20 protein-coding genes and 1 tRNA gene are annotated in these 25,975 nt (G+C 40.0%); 2 read left to right on the top strand and 19 right to left on the bottom strand.

Features of this window, described 5'->3' with window-relative positions; translation table 11 throughout:
* Positions 1-120 precede the first annotated feature (120 nt).
* From H6G08_RS32690 to H6G08_RS32680, 3 genes are all read right to left on the bottom strand, one after another.
* Entirely contained in the window at positions 121-1,113 is a 993-nt protein-coding gene (locus tag H6G08_RS32690) for a metal ABC transporter solute-binding protein, Zn/Mn family (RefSeq protein ID WP_190550814.1), read from the bottom strand.
* A gap of 475 nt (positions 1,114-1,588) precedes the next feature.
* On the bottom strand, positions 1,589-2,620 hold the full coding sequence (locus tag H6G08_RS32685) for a hypothetical protein (protein WP_190550806.1): 1,032 nt from the start codon (positions 2,618-2,620) through the stop codon (positions 1,589-1,591).
* Between the two features lie 185 nt (positions 2,621-2,805).
* The gene (locus tag H6G08_RS32680; protein ID WP_190550804.1) at positions 2,806-4,092 is read right to left on the bottom strand and encodes a hypothetical protein; all 1,287 of its coding nucleotides are present in this window, start codon (positions 4,090-4,092) and stop codon (positions 2,806-2,808) included.
* A 180-nt stretch (positions 4,093-4,272) separates the two neighbouring features.
* Between H6G08_RS32680 and H6G08_RS32675 the strand changes: the two genes are divergently transcribed.
* Together H6G08_RS32675 and H6G08_RS32670 are read left to right on the top strand one after the other, a co-directional pair.
* On the top strand, positions 4,273-4,752 hold the full coding sequence (locus tag H6G08_RS32675) for a hypothetical protein (protein WP_190550802.1): 480 nt from the start codon (positions 4,273-4,275) through the stop codon (positions 4,750-4,752).
* Positions 4,753-5,024: 272 nt separating this feature from the next.
* Positions 5,025-5,165, top strand: coding sequence for a hypothetical protein (locus tag H6G08_RS32670; protein WP_190550800.1), 141 nt, complete (start codon positions 5,025-5,027; stop codon positions 5,163-5,165).
* A gap of 117 nt (positions 5,166-5,282) precedes the next feature.
* Here H6G08_RS32670 and H6G08_RS32665 read toward each other — a convergent pair whose 3' ends face one another.
* The 16 genes from H6G08_RS32665 to H6G08_RS32590 all read right to left on the bottom strand — a co-directional run bounded on the left by H6G08_RS32665 (position 5,283) and on the right by H6G08_RS32590 (position 25,901).
* Complete coding sequence (locus tag H6G08_RS32665) at positions 5,283-7,490, bottom strand: GumC family protein (RefSeq protein WP_190550798.1); 2,208 nt, start codon at positions 7,488-7,490, stop codon at positions 5,283-5,285.
* Between the two features lie 795 nt (positions 7,491-8,285).
* Positions 8,286-8,357 (bottom strand) — tRNA-Gln (locus H6G08_RS32660).
* A gap of 124 nt (positions 8,358-8,481) precedes the next feature.
* Positions 8,482-9,816 (bottom strand): hypothetical protein, encoded by a 1,335-nt coding sequence (locus tag H6G08_RS32655; protein ID WP_190550796.1) that lies wholly within the window; start codon positions 9,814-9,816, stop codon positions 8,482-8,484.
* A gap of 223 nt (positions 9,817-10,039) precedes the next feature.
* Positions 10,040-11,203, bottom strand: coding sequence for a glycosyltransferase (locus H6G08_RS32650; protein ID WP_190550794.1), 1,164 nt, complete (start codon positions 11,201-11,203; stop codon positions 10,040-10,042).
* A complete protein-coding gene (locus H6G08_RS32645) occupies positions 11,204-12,457 on the bottom strand; it encodes a glycosyltransferase family 4 protein (protein WP_190550791.1) in 1,254 nt (417 codons plus the stop codon).
* A gap of 2 nt (positions 12,458-12,459) precedes the next feature.
* Positions 12,460-13,614 carry a glycosyltransferase family 4 protein gene (locus tag H6G08_RS32640; RefSeq protein ID WP_190550789.1) on the bottom strand — a complete coding sequence of 385 codons (1,155 nt, stop codon included), beginning with the start codon at positions 13,612-13,614 and terminating at the stop codon, positions 12,460-12,462.
* A 39-nt stretch (positions 13,615-13,653) separates the two neighbouring features.
* The gene (locus H6G08_RS32635; RefSeq protein WP_190550787.1) at positions 13,654-14,862 is read right to left on the bottom strand and encodes a glycosyltransferase; all 1,209 of its coding nucleotides are present in this window, start codon (positions 14,860-14,862) and stop codon (positions 13,654-13,656) included.
* Positions 14,863-14,877: 15 nt separating this feature from the next.
* Positions 14,878-15,657, bottom strand: coding sequence for a class I SAM-dependent methyltransferase (locus H6G08_RS32630; RefSeq protein ID WP_190550785.1), 780 nt, complete (start codon positions 15,655-15,657; stop codon positions 14,878-14,880).
* Positions 15,658-15,844: 187 nt separating this feature from the next.
* Positions 15,845-17,017, bottom strand: coding sequence for a glycosyltransferase family 4 protein (locus tag H6G08_RS32625; protein WP_190550783.1), 1,173 nt, complete (start codon positions 17,015-17,017; stop codon positions 15,845-15,847).
* A gap of 32 nt (positions 17,018-17,049) precedes the next feature.
* Positions 17,050-18,003: a glycosyltransferase family 2 protein gene (locus tag H6G08_RS32620; protein WP_190550781.1), complete on the bottom strand. Its 954-nt coding sequence runs from the start codon at positions 18,001-18,003 to the stop codon at positions 17,050-17,052.
* A 252-nt stretch (positions 18,004-18,255) separates the two neighbouring features.
* On the bottom strand, positions 18,256-19,173 hold the full coding sequence (locus H6G08_RS32615; RefSeq protein WP_190550779.1) for a glycosyltransferase family 2 protein: 918 nt from the start codon (positions 19,171-19,173) through the stop codon (positions 18,256-18,258).
* Between the two features lie 85 nt (positions 19,174-19,258).
* Complete coding sequence (locus H6G08_RS32610; protein WP_190550777.1) at positions 19,259-20,494, bottom strand: glycosyltransferase; 1,236 nt, start codon at positions 20,492-20,494, stop codon at positions 19,259-19,261.
* 277 nt (positions 20,495-20,771) lie between these two features.
* Positions 20,772-22,325 (bottom strand): Coenzyme F420 hydrogenase/dehydrogenase, beta subunit C-terminal domain, encoded by a 1,554-nt coding sequence (locus H6G08_RS32605; protein ID WP_242046366.1) that lies wholly within the window; start codon positions 22,323-22,325, stop codon positions 20,772-20,774.
* Between the two features lie 31 nt (positions 22,326-22,356).
* On the bottom strand, positions 22,357-23,436 hold the full coding sequence (locus H6G08_RS32600) for a polysaccharide pyruvyl transferase family protein (RefSeq protein WP_190550775.1): 1,080 nt from the start codon (positions 23,434-23,436) through the stop codon (positions 22,357-22,359).
* Positions 23,433-24,962: a lipopolysaccharide biosynthesis protein gene (locus tag H6G08_RS32595; protein ID WP_190550773.1), complete on the bottom strand. Its 1,530-nt coding sequence runs from the start codon at positions 24,960-24,962 to the stop codon at positions 23,433-23,435. The genes H6G08_RS32600 and H6G08_RS32595 overlap by 4 nt, the downstream gene beginning before the upstream one ends.
* Positions 24,963-25,130: 168 nt before the next feature.
* Positions 25,131-25,901 (bottom strand): WecB/TagA/CpsF family glycosyltransferase, encoded by a 771-nt coding sequence (locus tag H6G08_RS32590; RefSeq protein WP_242046365.1) that lies wholly within the window; start codon positions 25,899-25,901, stop codon positions 25,131-25,133.
* Positions 25,902-25,975 lie beyond the last annotated feature (74 nt).

Here is a 25,975-nt window from a genome sequence, read left to right as displayed (position 1 = left end):
CGTCTTATACCAATTTTATGTCAGGCTGCACATTAACCCCCTCACCCTCAAGGGTGGGGCTATAATTACAAAGCCTGCCTACGCAGGCTAAATTATATGCATCTTCATATTGAATTGGTATTAGTTTGCAGTCTTAGGTTGAAATATGAGGTAAGTTCCGCCTAAACCTTCAACAATTGTTCGCGTATTAGCTGTAATCATGGTTTGATAGGTTTCTACCCCAGTTCCACCTTCTCCTAAACCATCAGTATAAAGCTTGCTCTCGGAAACGTTAACTGTGGCGGCTGTGGCTACTGATTCTATATCATTAGAATTAATTGCTGTTTCGTTAAATATTGTTGGTACTTTCTCTTGCTTAATTTTTTTCGCTAAGTTTTTTATTTGTATAGATGTTGGTGTTTTATTAGTGCTAACACCTTGTAAAGTTCCCAGCAATGAAAGACCATAGGCTTTAGCATAATAACTCATGGAATTATGAGGAGTAACTAATATACGTTTATCCTCTGGAATGCTAGCAATTCGCGCCTTAATCCATTTATCTAATTGAGTCAGTTCGGCGGTAATTTTTTGTTTATTACTATTATAAGTTTGGCTATTATTGGGTTCGATTTTTGTCAGATTATTACTAATTACTTCTACCATTTTGATACCATATTTGACATTGTGCCAAATGTGAGGATCTGCGGCTATATTTTTACCTTGGCGGAACTTTTGTGGCTGAGGAACAGCAATTTGCGCTACAGGAATTTTCGCTGCTGGGCTGTCAGTTGATTTAATTAGTTTAATTAATCCTGGTTCTAAATTATAGCCGTTATACAAAATGAGATTTGCTTGTTCTAATACTGTGGTATCTTCCGGCTTTGGTTGGTAAAGGTGAGGATCTGTACCTGGAGGAATTAAACAAGTTAGGTTAATTGTATTCTGAGCAATCTGTTTAGTTAAATCGCATAAGATACTTGTAGTGGCGACAACTCGCGGTAAATTATAATTAACTCTAGTGGTGCTTTGACTGAATGAGGTACTTGTGGCTTGATTTCCACAACCAACAACTCCAATCGTCAAAGTAAAGATAACAGCAGGTAAACAATTAATTTTACGTATTTTTTTTAACATTATTCACTCCGGCTGATTGTAATCTGTTCTTAGGAAATTGATGTAATTAAAGATAAATGGTCAATAGTCAATAGTCATTGGTCAATGGTCAATAGTCAATAGTCATTGGTCAATGGTCAATAGTCAATGGTCATTTGTCAATAGTTTTAAGTCTATTGAAGTTTGTGAATATAGTTTGGTTTATTTACTACTGACTTGCTTAAGGCTTAACTTTTAGCGTGATGGGGGTGAATTTATATAAGTTGGAAGTTAGGATTTCTGTGCTGTAAAATACAGGACTAAAGTTATAAATATATGTCAATAGTCAATAGTCAATAGTCAACAGTCAACAGTCAACAGTCAACAGTCAACGGTCAACGGTCAACGGTCAACAGTCAACAGTCAACAGTCAACAGTCAACAGTCAACAATTAAGAAATTCTCAACTCTTGACTATGGACTCTTGACTATGGACATTTGACTATGGACTCTTGACTCTAATTCATTTCCTGAATTTGCAAGCGAATGGTATGTTCGATAGTGCCACTCAGTTGTAATTCCATAATTTCGCTACCTAGAGGTTCTATGCTGCTGAGAAGCGATCGCAAATTGGGTGTACTTGCACCTGTATCTACATATAAGCGATCGGCTAAATTACTAATGCGCTTCCAAGTCATGTATAACTTGGCGATGGTTTGTTCCATTTGCGATGCTTGATTGACTAAGTCAGCAGCTATGGTTAAACAGCCAACTCGTTGCGCTTCTTCTAAGGCGGTTTCTATATCAATGTCGGCTTGGGTTAAGGCTTGGACTTGCGCCGCAGATTTTAAATATTTTGCTAAATAGCGGGCTTCGTTGGTTACCTGCTTTAAGGTATCAACATCTGGGTTAGCAGCAATTTCTTTTTGTAAATATTTTTGGTGGGGTTCGGGGAGTTTTTCCAGTTCCTTCACCAATGGGGCGATGTAGCGGGGGGGAAGGGTGTTATCTGCGGCTTTTATCTTGACTGGTTCGGGTAGCAATTCTGACGACATGGCTGTCCATTCGTCGGTGAGTTGACGAACTTCGCGCCGAGTAATGCGATCGCCTTTTTGCGCTGCTTCACTCACCATCTGTTGTACTTCCGGGGAAGCTTTGGAAGTTTCTACAAAGGCGCGTTTACTAAAATTATTGACTGCATTGGGGTCAAGTTTGCCTTCTTCTAGCAGCGTATCCGCACTGTTAGCTAGCTGAATCCAAGCGTAGGCTTGACTTTTACTAATTTCTCGTTCTTTGAGCCATTTGAGAAAACCAGTACCGCGACTATCACCGCCTTTCTTTTCGCGATCGCGGATAGCACGTAAAATTCGCCCGCGCCAGATTTCGGTTTGTAAATCAAAGCGATCGCAAACCTGCCATGCTACATCTAGCTGCTGTTGAAAATCCGACTCTGGAATCTGTTCGTCATCTGGATCGGGCAGTTCAAAGTTAAGATCGGCTGGCTGTTGTAAAGCAGCAGCAAGGTCATTGATCGATTCGTTATATTCCACGACTAGTTGCCGAGTATTGTATGCGTCGGCTTATTATGCCACAATCCGTGACTTTCGGGGTAACTCAAAGTTTGAGTAAATATTAAAACCTTCTGTTTTACTGATTGTGTCGATGGATTCTCTCGAATTTTACTAGACTGGGCACGATGCCCAGCCATTTGTGAATTTGCTCTTGTCTGAATTACTTAGGACTGTTCCAATCGCTTTTGCCATTCTGCATCAATCTGTGCTGAACGCTCAAATTCCTGTTCTAGTAAGTCAGTCTCGCTAGAGTAAACTATATCTTCTTTGCCGATGACATTTTCAGAAGCAAACTGACGAGCGTAATCCAGTTTATTTTGTAAGCTAGTATCCACATCTGTTAATAGCCTAGCGCGAGACAGGCGATCGCGATTACGTGCAGAAATTTTACTATTCCGCCATTGAATCCAGAAATAACGGGCTAAGGGTATACCCAAAAAACCAATACCATAAGCTAACAATAGCCAATAAATGCCTTGGACAAAAGCTACCAAGCCACCTATTTGAGCCGCTACTGTACCATCTCTCAGCAAACTTCCTAATACTAAAGCGCCAACAAAATTCACTACCCCTAAGCCAGCACTCAGCAGATTTTGTCCAGAACTAGCTGCACTAAAACGCCACAGAGATTCTTCTAAATATACTGGTACAGATTGATGATATTTTTTGCTAGCTTGCACCTGTAATTCTGGGAAATAATAGACAATTTGCCCTTCTGGACTCACCTCTGGTTTTCCATTAAATCTTAACAGCACAGGTAACATATAATCTTCATATTCTTGTTGATATTTTTCACCAATATCATCTAAATAGGGTGCTATTTGTTCGGCAACAACTGCACCGCCATGATTGCGAATTACCGCCGCAATTTCTTGCCAACGCCTTTCTTCTAGCTTGCTATTCGGGTTACCATCACCAAATAAAAATGAAAAGACTGCTTCAAAGAAATTTAGATTACTACTTTCATTTCTGGTGCGTCTTCTTTCCTGATATTCAGTTTGATAATTGGGGCTGAGATACCAAAATAAATCGGGGAAATAAAAGAAGCCACCCCCATAATTACTGCTGCGATTGTCATTATCGCGATCTGAGTTCATCGCTGTAATGATCATAAAGATGCTAATCGTAATTAAGGCAATCGAAGCGATTAAAAATACCCCAAAAGAAATGCGAATTAAGTAAAATAAAACACCCCATATTTTCTGCCACCATTCCTGGAGCCGTAATTGCAGATATTTATTACGTAAAACATTCCGAAAATTACGCGGAAATAGGTAGACAATATCACCTGATTCTGCTACTTGCAGATGTCCGCCAGCATCAGATGCTAAAGCTAATAAACCTTGTCCCGCCTCAGCGATATTTAATCCAGCTTGAGTGGCGACATCACCGACAGTGACGCGATAACCCAATTGTTCCACCGCTTGCATAATGCTGGGATTGGGAGCCATTATCCTCCCCTCCTGTTAACTTTTTTTTACTCTCTTTCTCAAGTATAAAGTTTTATTTTCAGTGGCTGGGGTGGTAGCTCGACAATTCAATTTAGAAATAATGTTCGCTATTTTTGGCAACTATATCCATGTTAAAATTAATCCCTGGCTTGGTTAAACAGCAATTTATCTGCCTAAAATATGGTTCAGTACACTATCCCTCAAAGTCCAGACCTGATTATCACTGTTCCTGGTAAAGATTCAGCCAAAGCCCGTGATAAAGCAATGGATCGGCTGATGGAATTGATGGATGCAGGCCAGTTACCCACAGAACTTGAAGAGGGATTCGGCCCGCAACAATTAATTGAGGTGAAAGAACCAACCTCTGAGATTAGCAGTGGTGAAGATGCTATTACTCAAGCTGTTCAGGTTCTCAGTAACTTGGCTACACTCAAGCTCAAGGTTCAAGAGTCGCGTACTGAAGCTTTAGAAATTCGCCAAGCGGTAGATGTGCTGTTTTCAGATGATTCTGTGACAGAAGAGGAAATTTCTCGCCTCAAAGAAGGTTTTAAAGTTCTGAAGAATTTCGCTCAAGCCAATTTACGCTACCAAGAAGCGCGAAGCAAAGCAGAAGAAGCACGCCAAATTTTAGATCGAGCATTAAAATCACCCGATCAATAGCAACCTACATTTATCCTTAGGAACTTCCAAATAAAAAAACATCCCAATCATGAACTTACTAAGCCCGCAAATTGTAGGGGCGGGGTTACCCCCATTGGTGTCAACTTAAGCTCAAAACCTTTCTCTATCTCGTTTCCAGCCTCCGGCTGGAAATGCGTATTGCGAGGCTCCGCCTCGGAAGCTGATAAATTGAGGCGGAGCCTCACGATCATCGCTCCCACGCAGAGCATGGGAGCGAGGTAGAATAAGGGTTTCACGTTAAGTTGACACCAATGGATTACCCCGCCCCTACAATTTGGGATAATTTATTTTCTGGAGTTCCCTTAACTGAACCGTATTATCCCATACCCGATATATCGCCTACAGGCTGGAAGCCTGTGGCTATCATTACAAAGCCTGCCAAAGCAGTCTAAAAAAATTGAGCCTGCCAAAAGCAGGCTTCGTTCAATTAGCCGCACCCTTCTAGGGTGACGGCGGGATTGCGGGATAAGCGACCTAATAACCCCTGCATTGACTGCTCATGCTCTCATTTAGCGTTTTGGATTTTTACTGATAGTAGAGGCCATCCCTGCTGATTTACCATTGGTACTGGCGATATCTACAGATACCCTCTCAGCACTGAGACTCTGTCTGTAATACTGTTGATAGTACTGGTAAGAAACAGGTACAGCATCTTTAGATTTATTCGCTACTAACCCTAACAAAGGAGTACCAGAAATCTGAATTTGTTCTAATGCTTGCTGTAGTGCAGTCCGCTTCAGCTTACCTAAACCAGCAACCAGTACTAAACCATCTGTATTCGCCGCTAATAAGTAAGCATCAGCGAATCCCAATAGAGGAGGTGTATCATAAATTACCAAATCAAAGCTGACTTGTAATTCCTCCATCAAGTTATGCATTTTTTGCGATGCAAGTAACCTGACTGAATCTGGGGGAATTGGCCCTGCTGGCATGACAAACATATTATCCTCTAAAGGCGATGGCTCAATGACATTATGCCAATCGAGGTCTTGGGAAATCACATCAGTCAAGCCTTGAATGTTCATCAGTCCGACGCGATTGTGTAAGCTGGGAGCGCGTAAATTAGCATCTACTAGCAATACTCTTTGTCCCATCGCAGCAGCAGCTTGCGCTAGCTGGGTAGCAATTGTGGATTTACCGTCTCCCTGAAGGGCGGAACTAATAACTAAAGAGCGAATCGGCGTATCCGAACCTAATAGCAAAATATTGGTATAAAGAGAACGAAAAACTTCAAAGAAAGAGGCTCCATCGGTATTTTGCACGCCTTTGGAAAAGTTGTCTTTCACTGCTTCTAGTTCTTTTCTTAAAGGAACGATTCCCAAAAGAGGTAGTCTGGTAGCGTCTTTGAGTTCTTGAGAAGAGTAGAAGATATTGCTGAGTTTATCTACTACTAAAGCTGTACCTACACCCAATAACAAACCTAAAAGACCGCCTAATGCTAAATTGCGTTTAGCACTATCGGAGATTGCTAAAGGTTCATTAACTTTAGTGAGTGTGGGATCGAGTAATACCCAAGGTTGTTGTTTTTGAGCTTTCTCGATTTGTAGAGACTGCTGTTTAGTTGTAAATTGGGTGAGGGCGGCGTTAGCAATTTGCAATTCGCGCTGGATGTTGTCGTAATTGCGGCTGATTGTGGCTAACTTTCTAATCTCGCTATAAACATTGTTGATTTTCTCATCCAAAGAGCGATCGCGCGCTGAAAGTTGTTGAATGCGGCTTTGATAATCTTTTTGTACCCGTGCTTCTTCTTGCGCCAGTAATGGTAGTAAAGAATCTTTCTTTTGTCTGAGAGTCTCCATTGCTGGGTTTTCATCTGTAAATACAGCTGACTGTTGTTTAGCCGCAATATCTGCTGCTTGGATTTGGTCTAAAATCTTTTGGTAGCGAGCGTTATCACTCAACAAAGAATTACCTGCTCTCTCACCAGGTGCTTGCGCTAATTCTCTTTGTAATTCTTCATAGCTAGCTACCATTTGTTCCAACTGGACTCGATTCTCAACTCGTTGTTGTCTTAAACTAGCTAGTTGAGTCGATAATTCTTGCGCTTTTTGTGCTGGTTCAATCAAGTTATTATCTAGCCGCAGATTGCGCAATTGGTCTTGCCAATATTTTAGGCTCTTTTCTAGTGGCTGTTTTTGTAGATCGACAAACTGAATTGCCTGTTCTACATCCGCTCGTCGCTCCTGCAAACTATATTGCAAATAAGCATCAGATAGCAGCTTTAAAACATCGCTAACAAACTTTTGATCGGAACTGGTATATTGAATATTTAAGATATTTGGCTTACTGGATGTAATCACTAAATAGTAAACCAGCGCGTCATAAGTCAGACCTGGATATTGCGCCTGCAGTTTATCGACAATTGGATTCAATACTCTTGGACTGCGTAATACCGCGATCGTTGTCTGAACTTCTTTTGATGACTCAGGAGCTGCAACATCTTGTCCATTGATGGTTTGGGGAATGTTGGCGATGACCTTATCTTCCCCGGTCACTGGCTTAGTTAATATATCAAATGTACCTTGATATACTGGGGGATCTGTTTCTGCTTTCAGGACTGCGGCTGTCGCTACTAAGGCTGTGGTACCACCAATTAACAATAGTCTGCGCCGGAGAACAGCCCCAACTTGACCTAGATTTAACCCCCCTTCATCATCATTGAATTGGGTAAAATTTGCTTGTGATAACGGGTGAGAATTCTTTTCTGACTTCAGCATAGCATTTGTCAAATAAACTACTTATATTCCTTACACAGGTGAATTCTTCGATTCAATCTTGGTATAGGTAGTTAGATTGCTCCGAAGTTGGCTAGTCTGTCTCTGCACCCTAGTAAATCATCAATATATTTACTGAATAATTGTTTAATATTAACAATGTTATATAAAATATCAGCAAAAAACTACAAAGGACAGATTTTCATCTGGGGCCACACCATTGAAAACGCAGCCCAACTGAAACAAATTCAGTACTACTACAGTAGCATCACGTAAACCGGATTGGTGAAATTAAATAAATTATGAATCAGGTTGGCGAAAAGATGTAGAATTAACTGCTGACAATTACGATCTAAGACTAGTATATAAATTTTTTTTAGAGCAGGTAGCCAATCTCCGCATAACTACATATAGGTACAAGATACACTTTCGCCACATTGTGTTCCGCAAGCCGCACTCAGCATTTCCCAAAAGTACAGAGTTAAGCTCATCCCACCCCCAGAATGGTATGGGATTTCATGTTGACGGTTGACGGTTGACGGTTGACAGTTGACAGTTGACAGTTGACAGTTGACGGTTGACGGTTGACGGTTGACAGTTAACCGTCATCAGTCATCAGTCATCAGTCAAGGCTATGGGGGTGTTTTTCATCCCATCTCCAGAAGGAATGGCTTTTCCCGACAACTTTATATAATTAGGTAGCATTAAAAACTAAACCAAGCTTATCGCCTGGTTTTCAAGAATTTGAAGATTACAAGTTAACCATCTGAGGTTTATCTTACCTTCACTGGTATTTAACTGGGGCGCTAGGATTCGAACCTAGGAATGGCGGGACCAAAACCCGCTGCCTTACCGCTTGGCTACGCCCCAAAACTGAACACTTTAGATAATATAGCAGTCACTCCCCAGTAGATGTCAAGTAGTTTGAGCATTGTTTTTGCAGAAATCTCAATTTTTTCCTCTACTGGAGCCAGATGCCTAATTTGCTAGGTAATTACCCGCGTTGTAAGCTTCTCGTGCGTAAGGCAAAACTAGGCATTGACTGAACTTTGGGCGTAGCAATTTGTACTTCCTGCCATCGTAGACCAATAATTGCTGCTACAGAGATGACGTATCCTGGTTCTTCCATTTGCGTAAAAATCAAGCCAAAACTCGCAACACTCAGGAGAATCAGCCGAGAAGCATCATCTATACAAAACCTGCGCCAAGCAATATACATCACCAACAAAAAAGCGGCTAAACCTAATAATCCCCAATCTCCCCAGATACCAGCCCAACCAAAGAATGGAGACCACAGACGACTTCTCGGGCCAATCCAAGTAGACCACACAGCATCCCAGATTTGCTGGCTGACGGGAGATATTGTGGCTCCTAAGGGAGATAATAAGCTGGCATAGTCTTTGAGAAACCATCCCCCTAATCTGCCAACAGTGTGTCCCGGCCCCAAACCAAGGAACCAATTTAAAACTGTTTCATAGTGAGAGGGAATAATCCGGAATACGCATGATTTTAGGCTCCAACCATCTTGCATTTTCTGAGGATCGGCAAAAATTAATAGCGATCGCGCTACAGTTTGAGATGCTAGGTAGACTCCACCGGCAGCAAAAGCAGTAATTAGTCCATATTTAGCAACTTCAGTAATACTTTTGATACTTAATTTGACTTTAGTTAACATTAAGAAGAGAAAAGCAATTAAAAATACCAAAAAGTGTGATTTTGCATCAGTAATAAAAATATGAATAATGGCTGCTGTACATACAGCTATGCGTATCCATAGGGGATTTTTAGTTGAACTTGTAAAATAATAAATTGCAAAAATAATGGAAACACCGGAGGATACGTCACAACCCGCCCCTTGTCCTAAAAAAACCCCAGTTATATAGTCACCGCCTGCGGCTTTACCTGCATCCCAACGCAGAATAAATTTTTGGACATAGGCAAACAAGATATTGATAAAAGCAAATGATAAAAACCAAAAACGTAAAGCTTTTAAACTTTTGGCTGATGGATTAATACTAATTATTGCTAGTAAGAAAATCAACCATTCAGCACGTAAAAGAAAGTCGAGCAATACGTTGATCAAGCCTGCTTTATTGAGTAAGGCGCTAGCAACTATAATAGTGAACAATAACATCAAGCCAGCGAGCATTTCTAAGACTCTATTCACGCGCAATCTGGTATGAGTCTTGGCAATGATGTAGAAGGAAATTAAGGGAATTAATATGAGGTGAGCAAAATTTATTAATGGAGGGAAACCAACAGCATCTAGAAGTCTTGGAAAAAAAGCACTAGCAAAGGCTAGGACTATAATTACAGAATTTTTCAGCATGAGGAGGGGCTAGTACCGCTATGCGGAAGTCAAAAGTCAAAAGTCAAAAGTCAAAAGTCAAAAAGTTAATTAGAAGTGAAAAATAGTTATCTTCTTTGTCCTCCTTTTCCCCTTGTCACGCCACTTGCTACAACGCGGGGAACCGGCGCAACGCAGTGGCTCCTCCTTGTCCCGTTTATTCGCAGATAAAATAGAATTGCTAGATGCATATTATGACGACTATTTAAACTTTGCGAACTAGATCGTAGATTTCTAGGAGTTTGTGATAATTTTGTTTGATTGTATATTTTGTTTCGTATTCTATTCTAACTTCTTGGCGCATTTGATTTAATTCTTGGGGATGTTCTAGGAGCCAAGTAACTTTAGCTGCTAAATCTGCTGAGTTGCTGGGCATAAACTTGAGTCCGGTACGATTATGTTCGACTAATTCGGCGATCGCGCCAATATCAGCGGCTATTACTGGGGTTCCCTTAGCAAAGGCTTCAACTGCTACCCTACCAAAGGTTTCGTACCAATTGGAGGGAAAGATTAAAAACTTTGCTTCGCCAATTAAGTCATAAACCTCTGACATGGGTTTCCGCCCCAATAACTCAATTTCTGGCATATTTTGGGTATCTGCGGTCAATTTTGCCGTTAAAGGCCCGTCGCCAATAATTTTTAGCGGTAGTTTTACGGGTAATTGCTGCCAAGCTGCTAGTAAGGTATCTAACCCTTTTTCTTCAGATAACCTCCCGACAAAGACAGCATAGTTTCCCTTACCCTCCCCTGGTTGGGGATCGGGATGAATAAAGTTAGATTTGACGAAGATTTTGTCTGCGGGTAAACCCCCGGCAATAAATTTCTGGCGGGCAAACTCGGTTAAGGTAATGAACACATCAACCATTTTTGTCCAAGTCCCCAGAGTCCGGTGGACTGTTAGCATGGTAGCGACAGTGGCGCTGGCGAGATGGTTATCGCGGTAACAACCATGTATAACGCCCGGTAACGGGACAAATTTCCCCATACAGTCCTCACAAACCTGCCCATCGCGAAAAAATAAGCCATTGGGGCAAAGTAAGCGATAGTTCCGCAGGGTTTGGACTACAGGTACACCCTCAGATTTGGCAGCATAATAAATTGAGGGAGAAATTAAGGGAAAAAAATTCTGGACATGAACGATATCCTGGGGCTGTTGTTTGAGTTGATTTTGGACAATTTGATAGGCTTCGGACGACCAAATTGTCCGGGATGCTACTTGTAACTGACTCATTTGAGCAACGCGATCGTTGTGTTCCTCATAGACTGTTACTTGATGCCCCATTTCTCGCAGCATATTTTCCTCGGCTTGGCGAGACTCATCTTCGCCACCGCGAATTTGATAGCGGTTGTGTACGCTGAGAATCCGCATTTAAGCCCCCTGATGGATGATTTCTGTATAGATTTTCCGGAAAAACTTACCTTTCATTTCCCAACTGTAGAGTTGGTTAACTCTTTGCCTACCTGCTGTGCCCATGCGCACTCTTAAGTCTGGTTCTGCCGCTAAACGTTGCATGACTTTGGCCATGTCTAACACTGCTTGTTGGGGGTTGTGGGCGGGAATTTTAAATCCAGTTTCGGCGGTGATTTGAGTTGCCGGGCCGCCTAATTCTAAACAGATGACTGGGCGATTAGCTGCCATTGCTTCTAGGCAAACTGTGGGGGAAAAATCATGCAAGCTGGGGTGTACGAGAACATCGCATTCGCCCAATTTAGCTAGGGTTAAATCTCGTGGTTGGTTGCCAAAAAAACGCACGCGATCGCTAATTTGCAATTCTTGACATAGGGCTTCTAAGCGCTTTCTTTCCGGCCCGTCACCGACAATCCAAAATTCGCCTTCTGCTAGGTTAGCTTGAGCAAAAGCCCGCAAACCTAAGTGAAAGCCTTTCCAATGTAATAATCTGCCAATACTAATAAAGCGAATCGCCGTTGCCGATGAACCTACTGGTAGCTGTCCCAACTTTGTAATTTCTTGTTGATTAATACCAGTTTGTCCGTAAATTACCTCAATTCGCTTGGCACCAAGGGCACTAACGCGGGCGGAGGTTTCTGGTGTGGCAACAATTGCGACTTGGCTGCGCTTGACTGTGAGATGCACAAAGGGGTCGCGCTCGCCTACCCAGGCAGCAATATTCCGGAAAATCTCGTAAATTTTATTACCAGGGCTAAAATCTTGCCAGAAAGGCTGGGGTGCAGATTCACCACCGCCTACAGGCCCCCAAACAAATGGTATGGGTAGTAAAGAGAGAAAACTAGGGGCTGAATACCTACCGTAGGTAACATGATGTACCAAATCAAAATTAATTTGGCGATGTAAATTTTGTACCAAGAAGTAAACGCCAATTTGCCAGAGGTAATGGTGCAAATGTACGCCTCGGCTCTTGCCTTTCCACCACCGCGCCCAAGCTGGCAGATCGTAGTAAAGTACTGTTAAATTGGGAATCGGATTTTCTGCCAGTTCCGCCTCAATCGGGGGGCGATTTTCAGCACGAGTGATGACCCAAATTTGGTTATCTTTGACCAATTCTCGCGCCATATTCCAACCAACACCCGGTTCCGAACCCATATCCGGACGGCAAGCATAGGCAGAAAGGAGAACTTTTAAGGGTTTTTGTGGATTTTCCATACCTAGACTCTAGATTGTTGTAAAGAATCATCTCGCTGCAAGCCCAGCAAACTTTCGTAAACTTCAGCCACTTGAGCAGCTGCTTTTTCCCAAGTAAAGTTTTTTACCCTGACTAATCCTTGCTGAATCAGTTGTTGATGGTAGTGAGAATCTTGCTGAATGCGTTGTATGGCTTCAACCATAGCTTGCACATCTAAAGGCTCAACTAAAATTCCTGCATCCCCAACTACTTCTGGTAAGGAAGTGGCATTAGAGCTAATCACGGCTGTTTTGCAAGCCATTGCTTCTAAAATAGTGATGCCAAAACCTTCATATATTGAAGGTGCTAACAAGATGTCAGCTGCATTATAAATTTGTCTGAGTGTATTTTTATCTGGCTTACCTAAGTAGGTGATACAAGGGGTAAGGTTGTGTTTCTGGATAAATGTTTTTTGTTCGTCGGTAAAGTCTGCGCCTGTTTTCCAAAAATGAACATCCATCCCTTGAGAATTCAAGATTTCTAAAACTTGCAGTATGGTTGCCACATTTTTGCGGGGATGATTTGAGCCGACGTTAAGCAAACACAGGGTATTTGGTGTTAATCTCTGCTGCTGACGAAAAGCGGCTATTTCTTCGGCTGGTAAGGGATAAAAATCTGGCTCCACCCCATTGTGAACGACTTTTAAGCGTTCTGTTGGTGTATGTAACAGTTGCGTTGCATCTTTGGCTGTATGGTTAGAGACGCAAATAATGCGATCGCTCTGTTTGAGTCCTTTGATGGCATACTTCCAAGCAGTCATGCTCACAAGTGGTAGTTTGGCCTGATCTTGAATATTTTCTGGGTAAATGAAATTTATCAGGTCGTGGCAAGTAACCACTACAGGTTGCTGATTTCCCCCCAACCACTGGACTATATGAGCATCACTGTGGTCAATAATATGAAAAATATCAGCTACCTGTTGTTTAACTGTGGCAGGATAGCGCCAATAACGCTGATAATATTTCTCAATTCCTTGGAGCCAAGAAGTTTTTTTGTTAGTCAGAGAATAAGAATTAGGAGTTAATTCAATAATTTCCCAATCTGGGCGAACAGCTTTGAGTCCGCTCACCAAACCATCAGCATAAACATCCATACTAAAGGAGGCTTTAGGTAGTCTGCGGACAATTACTACACGCATTTTAATTCTCTTGCTGGTTAATTTTAGGTATTGTACTGCTCAAACAGTCGCTCGGTCGTGGTTTTGTGGATCTTGTTGTACTGCCTGTGGATGATCTAGATTGACGATCTGATACCAGAGGTTAATTAATTTTTGGGCAATACTTTCGTGGGTATAGTGTTGTTCCACTCTTTGCAAACTGTATTGTCCTGCTGCTTGCCACCAATTGGGTTCACGCATCATGCGTTCTAAAATAGCAGCTAGGGCTGCTGCATCTCCTTGGGGAAACACTAAATCAGAACGCCCAATTACATTAGGAATTTCACCGCAAGTTGAGCCAACTACGGGAATTCCCATCGCCATTGCCTCAATCAGTACATGACCAAATTGTTCTTTCCAGGTGGGGATACTGCGAGAGGGTAACACCAGGACATCAAACTGATTCATAACCTGGGGTACTTCATCGTGGCGGACTGCACCTTGCCAAACTACCAAGTCTTCTATTTGTTGCTTTTGTGCTTCTTGGCGGAGTTCTGTTTCATAATTACCAGTCCCACACAATACAACTTTAAATGCATAACCGCGATCGCGCAGTTGTTTGGCAGCTTGTAAGATTAAATCAATGCCTTTTTCATAGACCAAGCGACCAACAAAACCTATGCGGAATTCCTCATTAGGCTGTTTGTTTGCTTGGGGAGCAAAGAACTTATTGTCTACTCCCAGCTGGGGCATGACGGCAATTTTACCCTGATAGCCCCATTTGCGGATAATGTCTGCACCCTCTTGGTTACCAGCAATAATCAATTTGGCTGATTTCAGTACGAAATTATACATTAAAGCGCGATACCAAGGCAACTTACGGTCAATATTTTCCCAACAAAACACAACCAATGCTTTACCTGTGAGTCTAGCCCACAGTGCCATCTCAAATGCAGATACTGCGAGTATTTCTTGTTCAACTTGTAAAATATCTGGTTGAAAATCGCGGATGGCGCGCAGAGTAGCTAGCGGTGGATGAAAATATGCCGTACTGCGCCCATCAAAAAACACCTTGGTAGGGAACATCCGAATGCGGGGAAAAGGCATTTCCAATTGCATCCGCTTTCCCCAGGCAAAAGCTTGCCATGTACTAGGTGCGAGCAAACCCACTTCTGCTTGACCGGTGGATGCGATCGCATCTAATTTACCTTGATTAACGCCCACCATATAGGTATGGCTAATAAACAGTACGCGGAGTGCAGACACGTTCTCAGCGATAGCTTGCTTCATGTTCTGATCGCTCCTTTATTTAGTACAAAAATAAATATCTTCGGTGTTAGTATCTTCACTCACCAAGCGATATTTCTCGGCTAAATCTGTGCCTATTTCTTGAATGTAATCATGTACTTGGACTTGAAAACCTGCTGCTTCCAACCTATTTTTATAGTCTCGTCCGTAAAGCCGCACGTGGTCTTTTTGACCGTAAAATTTGATTCTATCTGACTCAGAAGTAATCTGTGGATCTTCCAATGTTTCTGCTAAATTATTATCTAGGGGTACTTGGAGAATAGCCCAACCATTTGGTTTGAGTACTCTATAAAGTTCCCTCATGGCTTTGCCATCATCGGGGATATGTTCTAATACGTGATTGCAAAGAATTGCATCAAAAGATGCATCAGGAAAAGGTATACTTGTAATATCTATATTCACCATTACCCTTGGTGCTGATAAGTCAGCCGTGAGGTAATCAATATTGGGTAATTTGCGAATCAATCTGTAGAGTTGAAATTCTGGTGCAAAATGCAGCACCTTCAAATTTTCCGATAATAAATTGGTACGATTTTTCAGATATAGCCATAACAGACGATGTCTTTCTAAAGAAAAGCATTTGGGACATTCAGCATTTGGTCTGTTGTTGATACCAGCTTTTAAAAATGTCCGAAAACTGCTTTCACAACAAGGACAAGTATATTCTTGTCCGGCATAGGTAACAGATTGGACTGCTGAGATACAACTTTTGGCAATTTGTGACAAGTAGTATTTTGTTTCTTGAATACCACTATGAGACTTTAAATCAATCATCATTCTCCTTGAGATTTCCAGTAACTATGACTACAAAATTAACTACACAATGAACTTAGTGAACTCCGAATATTTTTGACTGTTGACTGTTGACTGTTGGTGGTATGCTAACTAGTGGGGTCTAAATCATCGACCAAAACTGTATTTAATTTTGAATTTTGCGGAAAGTCTGAGCGCCGGCTTCCGGCGATCAGAACTTTCCAAGAGAGAATTTTGAATTTTGAATTGTTATTTGCTGCTGTGCATTCTCAATACCTGAGATGATTGCTGTAGCAGTTTGTTCCCAAGAGAATTTTTGCATAACGCGATCGCGTCCCGCCATTCCCATTTGAAAAGTCTTGTCTGGATTTTCCATAGCTTCTATAATCGCATCAGCCAGTAAATCTACTCTTTCGGCTGGTACTAGCCATCCTGTTACCCCATTATCCACAATTTCTGGTATCGAACCGCAATCATAGGAAACCACTGGTAATCCCGAAGCTTGAGCTTCCGCGATCGCTCTGCCAAAAGATTCCATCCGTGAAGGTAAAATTGCTAACTCAGTATTAGACAATTCTCGCACCAGTTCTCGCGAATTCAACTGTCCTAGCATTAATACTTGGTTTTCAATGTTATTTTCGGCGATCGCTTGTTTAACTTCTTGTTCGTAATCCCAGCCGGCTAATTTGAGATTCCAGTGCTTGTAACCTTTAGCTGCGACTTTACCTAAAGCTGCGATCGCATCAAAAACTCCCTTGGGGGGAGCGAAAGAACCGTAAAAAATCAAATTAGATATTGATTGTTTTGGCGATCGCGCTACTTTGCTAAATTCAGCATCTATTCCCCGATGAGTAATTTGAATTTTTTCCGCCTTGACTGCAAATAAATTCAGCAATTCTTGGCGCGTAAAATTTGAGGAGACAAAAATCACATCTGCACACTTAAAAAGTCGCCAACGAAACCAGCGATCGCTCAACTGCTTCATAAAACGAAATTTCGTTTGTCGATGTACCCATGTTGTATAAGAAGGATGAGCAGCAATCATCCCAAATACAACTTTTTTCGACTTTAATACCTCCGGTAAAAATGCTGCTTCATGTTCCCAACTTAAAACCGCATCAACTTGCTTTTCTTCCAGCAGCTTTTTGACAATCTTCGCAACTGGAATAGAATCTAAAAAATGATGTAAGCGGCTAGGTGCTGCTGGTAAAACCTGTACTGGCTTACCTTTTAATTTATCGGTAGCAGCATCAGAGGAAACCGAGACAATAATTACTTCATTACCCATCTGTTGTAGCTGATGAGCAATTTGCAAACAACTCCTGGTTCCTCCACCTGGAGTACTCAGAGAGTGGGGATAAGTGATAACAATGCATTTACTCATCTTCTACTTACTCATGTATACAACAAAAAAATCTAATTAACTGGTTTCAAGGTAGATTTAATATAGTGATAAAATGCTCTTAAATTAATCTCTATTTGTTCTAAAAATGAACTAAATTTCATATATTTTCTAATAAAATCTTGAATTACTATATCTTTTCTATTATTTTGCCATTGCAGAGAAATACCAATAGAAACTAGCTTATTAGCAAATCTTTTCAAAACTGGAAATTCCTGTTTAATCCAAGAACCATTAAGTATGAACTCCATCGCTCTTATAGTATAAACGTTGTGCTTATCCTTTCTTAAAGTGGCTGCATTACTATCATGTATCCTATGAAAGGCTAGCACTTTACCTAAGAAGGAACCTTTGCTCAAAGCTACTGCCATATATTTGACATAAAAATCAGTTGATTTGACTGCTTTAGATATAGGCTTCGGCAAAAATTGTGCTAATAGCTCTCTCCGGAAACATAAAGCAGATGTAGCCGGAAGAGGAGGCGGAAGCTTACCTGATTTGAGCAAATCTCGAAAATCACATTCAACAGTAGGGCGTTGCGTACTTAATTGAGGTAATAGTTCTGCATTTTCATTTACCCACCTGAGATTGTGAAAGCACCAGCCAATTTCTTCAGAAGATTTAAATATCTCCACAACTTCGGCAATTTTTTCCGGTAAATAAATATCATCAGCATCCAAAAAACAAATAATTTCTCCGCAACTAGCCGCAAAACCTGCGTTAAAGCAAGAACATTGTCCGCCATTCTCTTTGAGCACAGGCACAATGCGATCGCCATAACTAGCTATAACTTCTCGAGAATTATCTGTTGAACCATCATCAACAACAACAACTTCAATATTTTGATATGTTTGGTTTAATGCACTATCTATTGCTTCCTTAAGAAAGCGATCGTAGTTATAGTTATTTATAACTATACTAACTAGCGGATTGGGTTCTATAGATGAGAATTTCGTGAATGATGTCATCTTGTTTAATTAGTAGGAAAGTAAATTATTAATTATAGATAAGTTAGGAATTATTATTACTTCTAGCTAAGTCCATGCAAATATAAATATTTATCTAGAAAATATCCCATAAACTTGCTAGTTTATCAAATTTATTAATTCTAATAATTAAGACTTAAAGTCAATATAGCAATATATGAGTTATAAATACCTCTCTTCCTTGTCATCCTTGTCCCTTTTGTTCATATATCAAATAGGATTGCTATAGTAAATTCAAGCTCTTTTAGATTTACCTCCCATATATAATCTTAATTTTTCAGAAATAGTTACATATCTTATAAAAAGCATGACACCAGTAAACTGCAATTTTTGGTTAAATCCATGCAGTTTCTCATCGCTCCAAATTCTATAAAAACTTCTAAAAGGAGGTTTAAAAGTATCTAATAAGTCTCTACCTATTTCCTTGAATGATGGTTTTGTATTCATCATGCGATCGTGGCGTCCACCAACAATACGTGCAACTCGTTGATGAAGTTGGGAAAATGAATACCTAGCAGGGTGCCCTATACAAGCACTATCTGCATAAATTTGCTGGTATCCAGCAGCAAAAACTCGCTGTCCCCATTCCATATCTCCACCAGACTTGAGAGTATCATTAAAACAACCAACAGTATCAATTACAGATTTGAAGGTAAAGATATTGGCTGTGACACCATAGTGACTTTTTTTTAAGCTTCTCTCTTGTGGGAAATCCATAGCAATACTTTCGTAAAGCTCTACTGGAGTTGGTTTTTCTGGATTTTGGAAAAAAAGATCTATTCTTCCAGCAACTAATCCACAATTAGGTGTACTTGTTAGCGTTTTCACCCCATTTTCAATCCAACTGGTAGATGGAATACAATCTGAATCTGTAAAAGCTAAAATTTCACCTTTTGCTAGTGAAATACCTTGATTGCGAGCCGCGTAGGAACCAGTTTTTAGCTCTTGTGTAAAGACAGTTTGATCGAATTGTTCTACAATACTTTTAATATCTTCCTCGGAAGCATTATCAACTACAATTACCTCATACAGATTTTTTGGGTATGTCTGCTGTTCCAATGCTAATAAACAAATTTTTAAGCGTTCTGCATCATTAAAAACTGGAATAATTACTGATACAAATTTGCTGAGATTAACATTTTGCTCTAACATTTTTATTTCCTCTATCGTATTATTTAATATCATAAGAATTCTAAATTTTTAATAAATAAGCTATTTAAATAAGGAATAGTTACATTTATTCGCTAAGTAATTGTTGATAAATATTGACTAACTGTTGATTTAGTTGATGGATATTGTAATATTCTTCTATATGCTTACGGCCTGCTTTCCCCATTTCTAACCAAAGTTCTGGATGTTCTATCAAATAGCTCAATTGTTCGGCTAAAGTATCAATATCTCTTTCTGGAGCTAAAAAACCAGTTACCCCATCTTGCACAAGTTCTGGTATTCCGCTATGTTGGGTACTAACTACAGGAATACCCATTGCCATAGCTTCCATCAAAACTACAGGAATCCCTTCCTGATCTCCATCCTGACTAGTAATACTAGGAGCTAATAAAACATGACTTTTATTGAGTACTTCCACAACTTCATCCTGCTCTTTCCAACCTAGTAATTTTACTGTATTTTCGACACCTAATTGTTTAATCAGATCGTCTAAATCGCTTCTTAAAGGCCCATCACCAATAACGTTATACTCAATACTCTGGTTAGCTTTTGCCAATTTTGCAATAGCTCGAATACCATATTCTATACCTTTCTTTTCTACTAACCTTGCAACTGAAACTATTCTGACTTTACCATCATTACTAGGATACCGTGGAGTAAAAGAAAACTTTTGGCAATCTACTCCCATATGATGAACAATTATTTTCTTTTCATCGCATCCTAAATCTATCAATTTGTTTTTCCAATGTTCGCTAATTGGTAGAAATATATCTCCAACTTCAAATAAATGTTTGTATGGATTTTGTCTAGATTTTTCAACATATTTCGTAATATCGTATCCATGAAAAGTTGTTACTACTTTTCCTTTAGTTAAACCTAGTTTTTTGAGTAAAGCTCCTTTTAAACCATTTGGCCCGAAATGGCAGTAAATAATGTCATATTGCTTTGTAGATAGAAATGGTAATACTATATAAGGTATCAACCATGCAGGTAATGAAAGTTGTTTAGTATAGTTAATTCCATTGAATAGCCAGTTAATTAAAATTGGATATTTCCATGAATTAACCAATGTTAATCTGAGGCTTCTCAGCAGTGTAACAACATGATTTTTGCTAGGTATACTGAAATAATAAGTATGCTGAATGAGATGAAATTTTTTGATATCTGAATGTATTTTTAATTCATTAGATGGGGCGGCATAAATGTCTACTTCGTGACCATTTTCTATTAATCCTGTAATTTGATTTAAAATAAAAGTTTGGGATAAAACTGGAAAGTTGTTGACTATAAACGCAATTTTCATAAAATTCTCCTAGGAAGTTCATGATAAATAAATTTATAAATTAGGAAATAAAATCTCCTAATAGTACAGCAAACCAAAATTGTTCGTGAATATATTCTTTTTGTTCTTTCTTTCTGTACTACCCTGCGGGAATGCTCTCGGCGAAATGTGCTTCGCGATTCCTCATCATAATTTTTCGTTCAAGACCTATCTGGGATTGGTATATATCTGAGATTGGTGAAGTCAAAAAAGCAGTTTTAGCTAAATTTATGAATTTATTTAACTCAAACTGTAAAATTCAGGAACCGCTATAGGGCTTAAGATATTTCTTAATAAGTGATAGCCATCGCCGCCATAAAGGTGGTTTGTAAAGCGAATCATAACTTTTAACTATAGGATCAATTATTTTTCGGAAAATATCAAAACTTTTCATTTGTATAGCTTGATGGAATGCAATATGACTTTGTGATGCCATCAGCATTCTGAGTTTGTAAATTTTTTTAAGCCTCATATTAAGATGATTAGCCTCTGCTTTAATGCGCTTATGGGGACGCCATTGTTTTGCTTTATCCTTCAAATACAAACGGTAGGCTAGACCCTCACGTCGATGACGTAACCCAGCATCTTGTGATTTAGCAACATCATCTGCATTAATAGAATCCAAATGTAGCCGACCACTCTTCATTCCATTCTCAATTAAATGTTTGATAACTGGATTACGTACAACAACAACATTAGTTCCCTCGCTATCTTTCACATAATTAGGAAGCCAAGCATCTCCAACTGTGACATCGGCAGTTTCAGCAACTACATCATCGCAATAATCACATGCTTGATATTTAAAAAAGCCATGTCCCCAAAGAAAACCAAAGAATTCATGATTTGATTTACTTATACTAACTTCCCGATCATTCTGAATTCCTCTTACCTCAACACCATACTTATTAGCAGCCTGTCCTGATATTTTTTTGCGAAAGTCAATAGATTGGAGTTTTCCTGGCTCGATTCCACATTGCCAAGCAAACATCTCAGCAAAGCGAGTGCTTTTAAGGTGCCCACATACAAGACCAACACAGAAATGAATGCGGTCTCTGATTACTTGATCTTTTTTGGCTAACAAGCGAACTGCTTTAATAAAGCACGGAACGCCCACAATTGCATATCTTCCTGGTCGGTTACGTACAATGCTCAATACTTCTGACATTTCAACTGGATAGTAACGCGACTTTGCACCTGCACGAATTTGCTCAACCGATTCTGAAATTCTAAAACTAAAGAGCTTGGAATCATTTTCTGAAGGTTTCTGCTCATGCACATGAATGACTGCATCAATCAATTTCTGATTGAATAGTTCAGTCACAATCCATGTACCCATTCCTCCAGAGCTACCATGTTGACGAAAATTATTTTCAGTCACGTATCCAGCATAAGTTGCTAAATGATAACCAATTCGACTATGGTGCTGACAGTTTTGACCAAAAAGTTCTTGCCCTATCTCATCTTCATTAGCAGCCGTATCGGAAAATGGACATACATCTAGTATGGATAAGTTCTTATCATGGTGTTCAGTTGATGATTCCAGTGATGCACAAAAACGGCCGTATTCATCTAATTTCATTTTAATGGGTGAGCCGGGAATTGATGCACATGCACCACAGCCAATACAATAACCACCATCTACTACTGTCTGAAATAGTGTAGAAATGCTGCCTGGAGCCACGGTATCGGGGGTAACATAAAATTTATCACAGTCTAATTTACTATTTATCGGTTGCGATTCAGATATATTGTTCATATATTTTTCAAACTGCAAATTAAGTTTATTAGGTGATAGATAGATCGGGGAAGGCATTTAAGGACTTTCCCCAAATTCACTAATAAATTCAATGAACATTAGTGATTGTCTGCAGACCTATCATTTCTGGAATATTGTCAAAATATTTTGCATTCCAGTTAGGTGTGGTGCGACTGTTAATTTTTAATCCACTTTCTACTAATGAAGGAACATCATCCAAATTATTTGCAAACTGAATGAAGGATACATCTTTAAACCAATGCATTGCTGAAGTTAATTTATGATCTACTGTTGGTAAAACAACACAAGGCTTTTGACATAAAACACTAAAAATTAATCCGTGGTAGCGATCGGTAACAACTATATCCACAGCAGAAAATAAATCGAGAGTGTTTTCTAATATATCTTTACGCTGATTCACTGCAATTGAGGTATCAAGAGTTGTGTCAAAATAAGAGCTTTCATAAGGTAAAGATTCAGCAATTGCTTGTCGTTGCTGAGATGTTAAAGCAGACTCATCATCAAGCCTTAAACATAAAAGTACTTTTGGCGGATCATTCTTCTGCTTAATTTGCCTCACAGGCAAAGACAGTACGAAATCTGGCATACAAAAAGTTCTGGCATTGACAAATAAATTCTTGGCTAATTCACCACTACAGGGGTCGCGCCCAATTACTGTAAGATTTGGATGATTTGCATAAATTTGGCGTGTTTTTTCTTGCTCACTCCTGCCTTTTGGCGTATCACTAAAGTATATTGTTTGTGGCAGGCTGATAATTTGGTTTTGCGGAAAATTGGTAATGAGTAGACGCCGGATACTTTCAGACCATATACCGCGATCGCCTAGATTTCCTCCACTATGTAAGAATATGAGATCGTCTGGCTGAGTTAATTTTTTTAATGCGGGCAAAAACCTTTTAGATTCGTCTTTATCTACCTCAATAACTGGTAAGTTGGGAAAATGTTTTTGTAACCAAATCCGAATTGCAACTACCTGAGCATGATCGCCTACATTACTGAGCCGAGATGGAGGTGTAAGTGCATAAATTATTTTTCTTTGATTGCGTAGATGTTTGCGCTCGGCTATAAATTTTTGGTTTTCTATGATTTGTACAGGAATATCAATAACCTGTTTTACTTTAGGGCGAATTTTGCTTAATGTATTCATTGTATATTTTGCCTTTTACGTTTGAGTATGAGAAGAATTAAATCCTTAAAATCTTGCAGTGCCTTTCTTCCTGCTGGTAATACAGCAAGTATTAATAAAGTTATTCCTATGTTTATACTTAATGTAATTAAAAGACCAATTACAGGATGGGGAAAACTAATATATCGACGAACCGCAACTATAACTAAAAAGGCACATAATGAAGCAAAGCTCGAAGGAGCCATTGTACGGTAAATATCTCTGGTTCTCACGAAACCTGCGCGTCCCACAAACCAAAATAGTATTGGGGTACGAATCAGCAGTCCAGAGATAGAATAGGACGCAGCAACACCTGTTGCGCCCCAAGGTAATCCGGCAATAATTGAAATCACTGATAAGGTGCTACCAATCGCGCCCCATTGCACCATATGATTAGTACGATTTTGGGTAATAAAAATCCATCCAGTTGTATTTGCTACAGGTTGAGTTAAAGCTACAATCCCTAGTATAGAAAATATATTACTGGCTTCACTCCATTGATTTCCTAAAAGTACCCAAATTAACCAATCAGATGTGGCAATCATGAACAAAACGAGTGGTGATGTCAGCATACTGATTTTTTCCAGTACTCGCAGATATGTCTGTCGATAACGTTCTGGAGAATCTGTTAGTCTACTCAAGGTTGGTACAGCTACAGCCGCAATAGGCGAGTTAATTTGCTGGAGTGGCAAAAGTAATAACTGGTAAGCTTTGGCATATACACCTAATTGCTGCGCACCCCAAACTCTCCCAATCAGTACATTATCTAAATTACGAGAAAAGTAATTCATGATACTGAAACTTGTGAGGTTCCTGCCAAAGGCTAGCATAGAGCGAGTATCTGATTTTCCACTAGGGAAACCTGGACGCCAACGACAAACCATCCATAGTCCGGTAGTACTAGCCAATCCTGTCACTAAAGGCATTATTACCAAGGCCCAGTAGCTCAATCCATACCAAGCGGCAACAATTGCAGCTGCCAGGCCTGTAACTATTGAGAGAAGATCGTTAATAACTAGGGCTTTAAACTCCATCTGGCGATTGAGCAATGCCGAGTGTTGAACACCCAAACTGCCAATGATGAACCCAGTTGCTAATGCTATACTAATCCCAATTAAACGGGGTTCATTATAAAACCCCGCAATTGCTGGCGCGATCGCTATGGTTACGATCGCAGTTACTAGACCCAAGGCGACATTAATCCAAAATAGATTACTCACTTGTTGGTGATTAATCTCCTCTTTCTGGACTGTAGCCATTGATAATCCTAAATCCTTAAACAGGAGAACAAATCCAGTAACCGCAGTCACCATCCCAATTAAGCCATAATCTTGCGGTGTTAGTAGTCGCGCTAACACTGTATTAGATACCAAATTCAAGCTGAATTTGAAGATTTGGGCAATCATGGTGAAGGTACCACCCCTAACAGACCGACCTTTGAGATCGGCCTTGAGATGCTCGGTACGGAAGTACTTTATATTCTTATCACTAGAAGAAATATTTTTCATGAAACATGACTAGATGAAAAATTATTGGTGGCTTCCGTTAATCCACAGCAATATCCTGGCAACATTTTCATAGCTAACAGATGGCTTTTAATGTTCATGACTAAGGGCAGGATATCCAGTATGGACTTCCCTGATGCTTAACAATAAATTACTACAATAGTGAATGATTCAATCTCCAGTGCTGTCAACTAAGACTTCTGTAGCACGGTTGGATGAAAGTATTTGTTTAATTGCCAGCCACATAAAAGGCGGAATTGTTGTCATATAGCGTCCCCATAACCGTCGTGGTTCTTGAATCCAGCGATAAAGCCACTCAAATCCTAATTCTCTCACTATTCTTGGCGCTCGCTTGTGAATGCCTGCATAAACTGGGAATACTCCCCCAAGACCAATCATCACAGCCTGGATTTTCCCTTTATGTTGCGCCATCCATTTTTCTTGTTTGGGACATCCTAAAGAGACAAATACCAAACCAGCACCGCTAGCATTTATTTTTTGATTCAAAGCAGCGTCTTCAGCTTCAGTCAGGGGGCGAAAAGGTAAAGGTTCCATCGCTGCTATTTTCAATTTGGGAAATTCTTGGTCTAATCTTTTTCGCATTCTCGACAAAATTTCTGTGTGCGAACCGAGAAAGTAGACGCTTAAATTTTTTGCTTGAGCTAGCTGACATAATTCTTGGAGAATATCCATTCCCGCTACGCGATCTTGGGAACGCGCACCCATCAATCGCATCATCCATACTAAAGGCATACCATCAGGAGTAACGACATCTGCATTTCTGACTACAGTAGCAAACTCTGGATTCCAGTGAGCTTCCATGAGCATGTGGACATTGGCTACGCATACTGTTCTACTCTCGCGGGCGATCGCCCATTTGACGATGGCTTGCATCTGCTCTTTAAATCTTAAGAGGGTGTTTGAAAAGTTTTTAGGGGTCAAATTTTATGCTAGCCGCCTCACCATAATACGGATCATAGCAAGGTAGATAAAGGTTTCTGAAGTTTCGGGTAATA

Origin of the sequence: Calothrix anomala FACHB-343, from assembly GCF_014696435.1 — a bacterium.
GTDB classification, from domain to species: domain Bacteria; phylum Cyanobacteriota; class Cyanobacteriia; order Cyanobacteriales; family Nostocaceae; genus Aulosira; species Aulosira anomala_A.
Note: the sequence above shows the minus strand (reverse complement) of the source record. Positions and strands in the feature narration are given on the sequence as shown.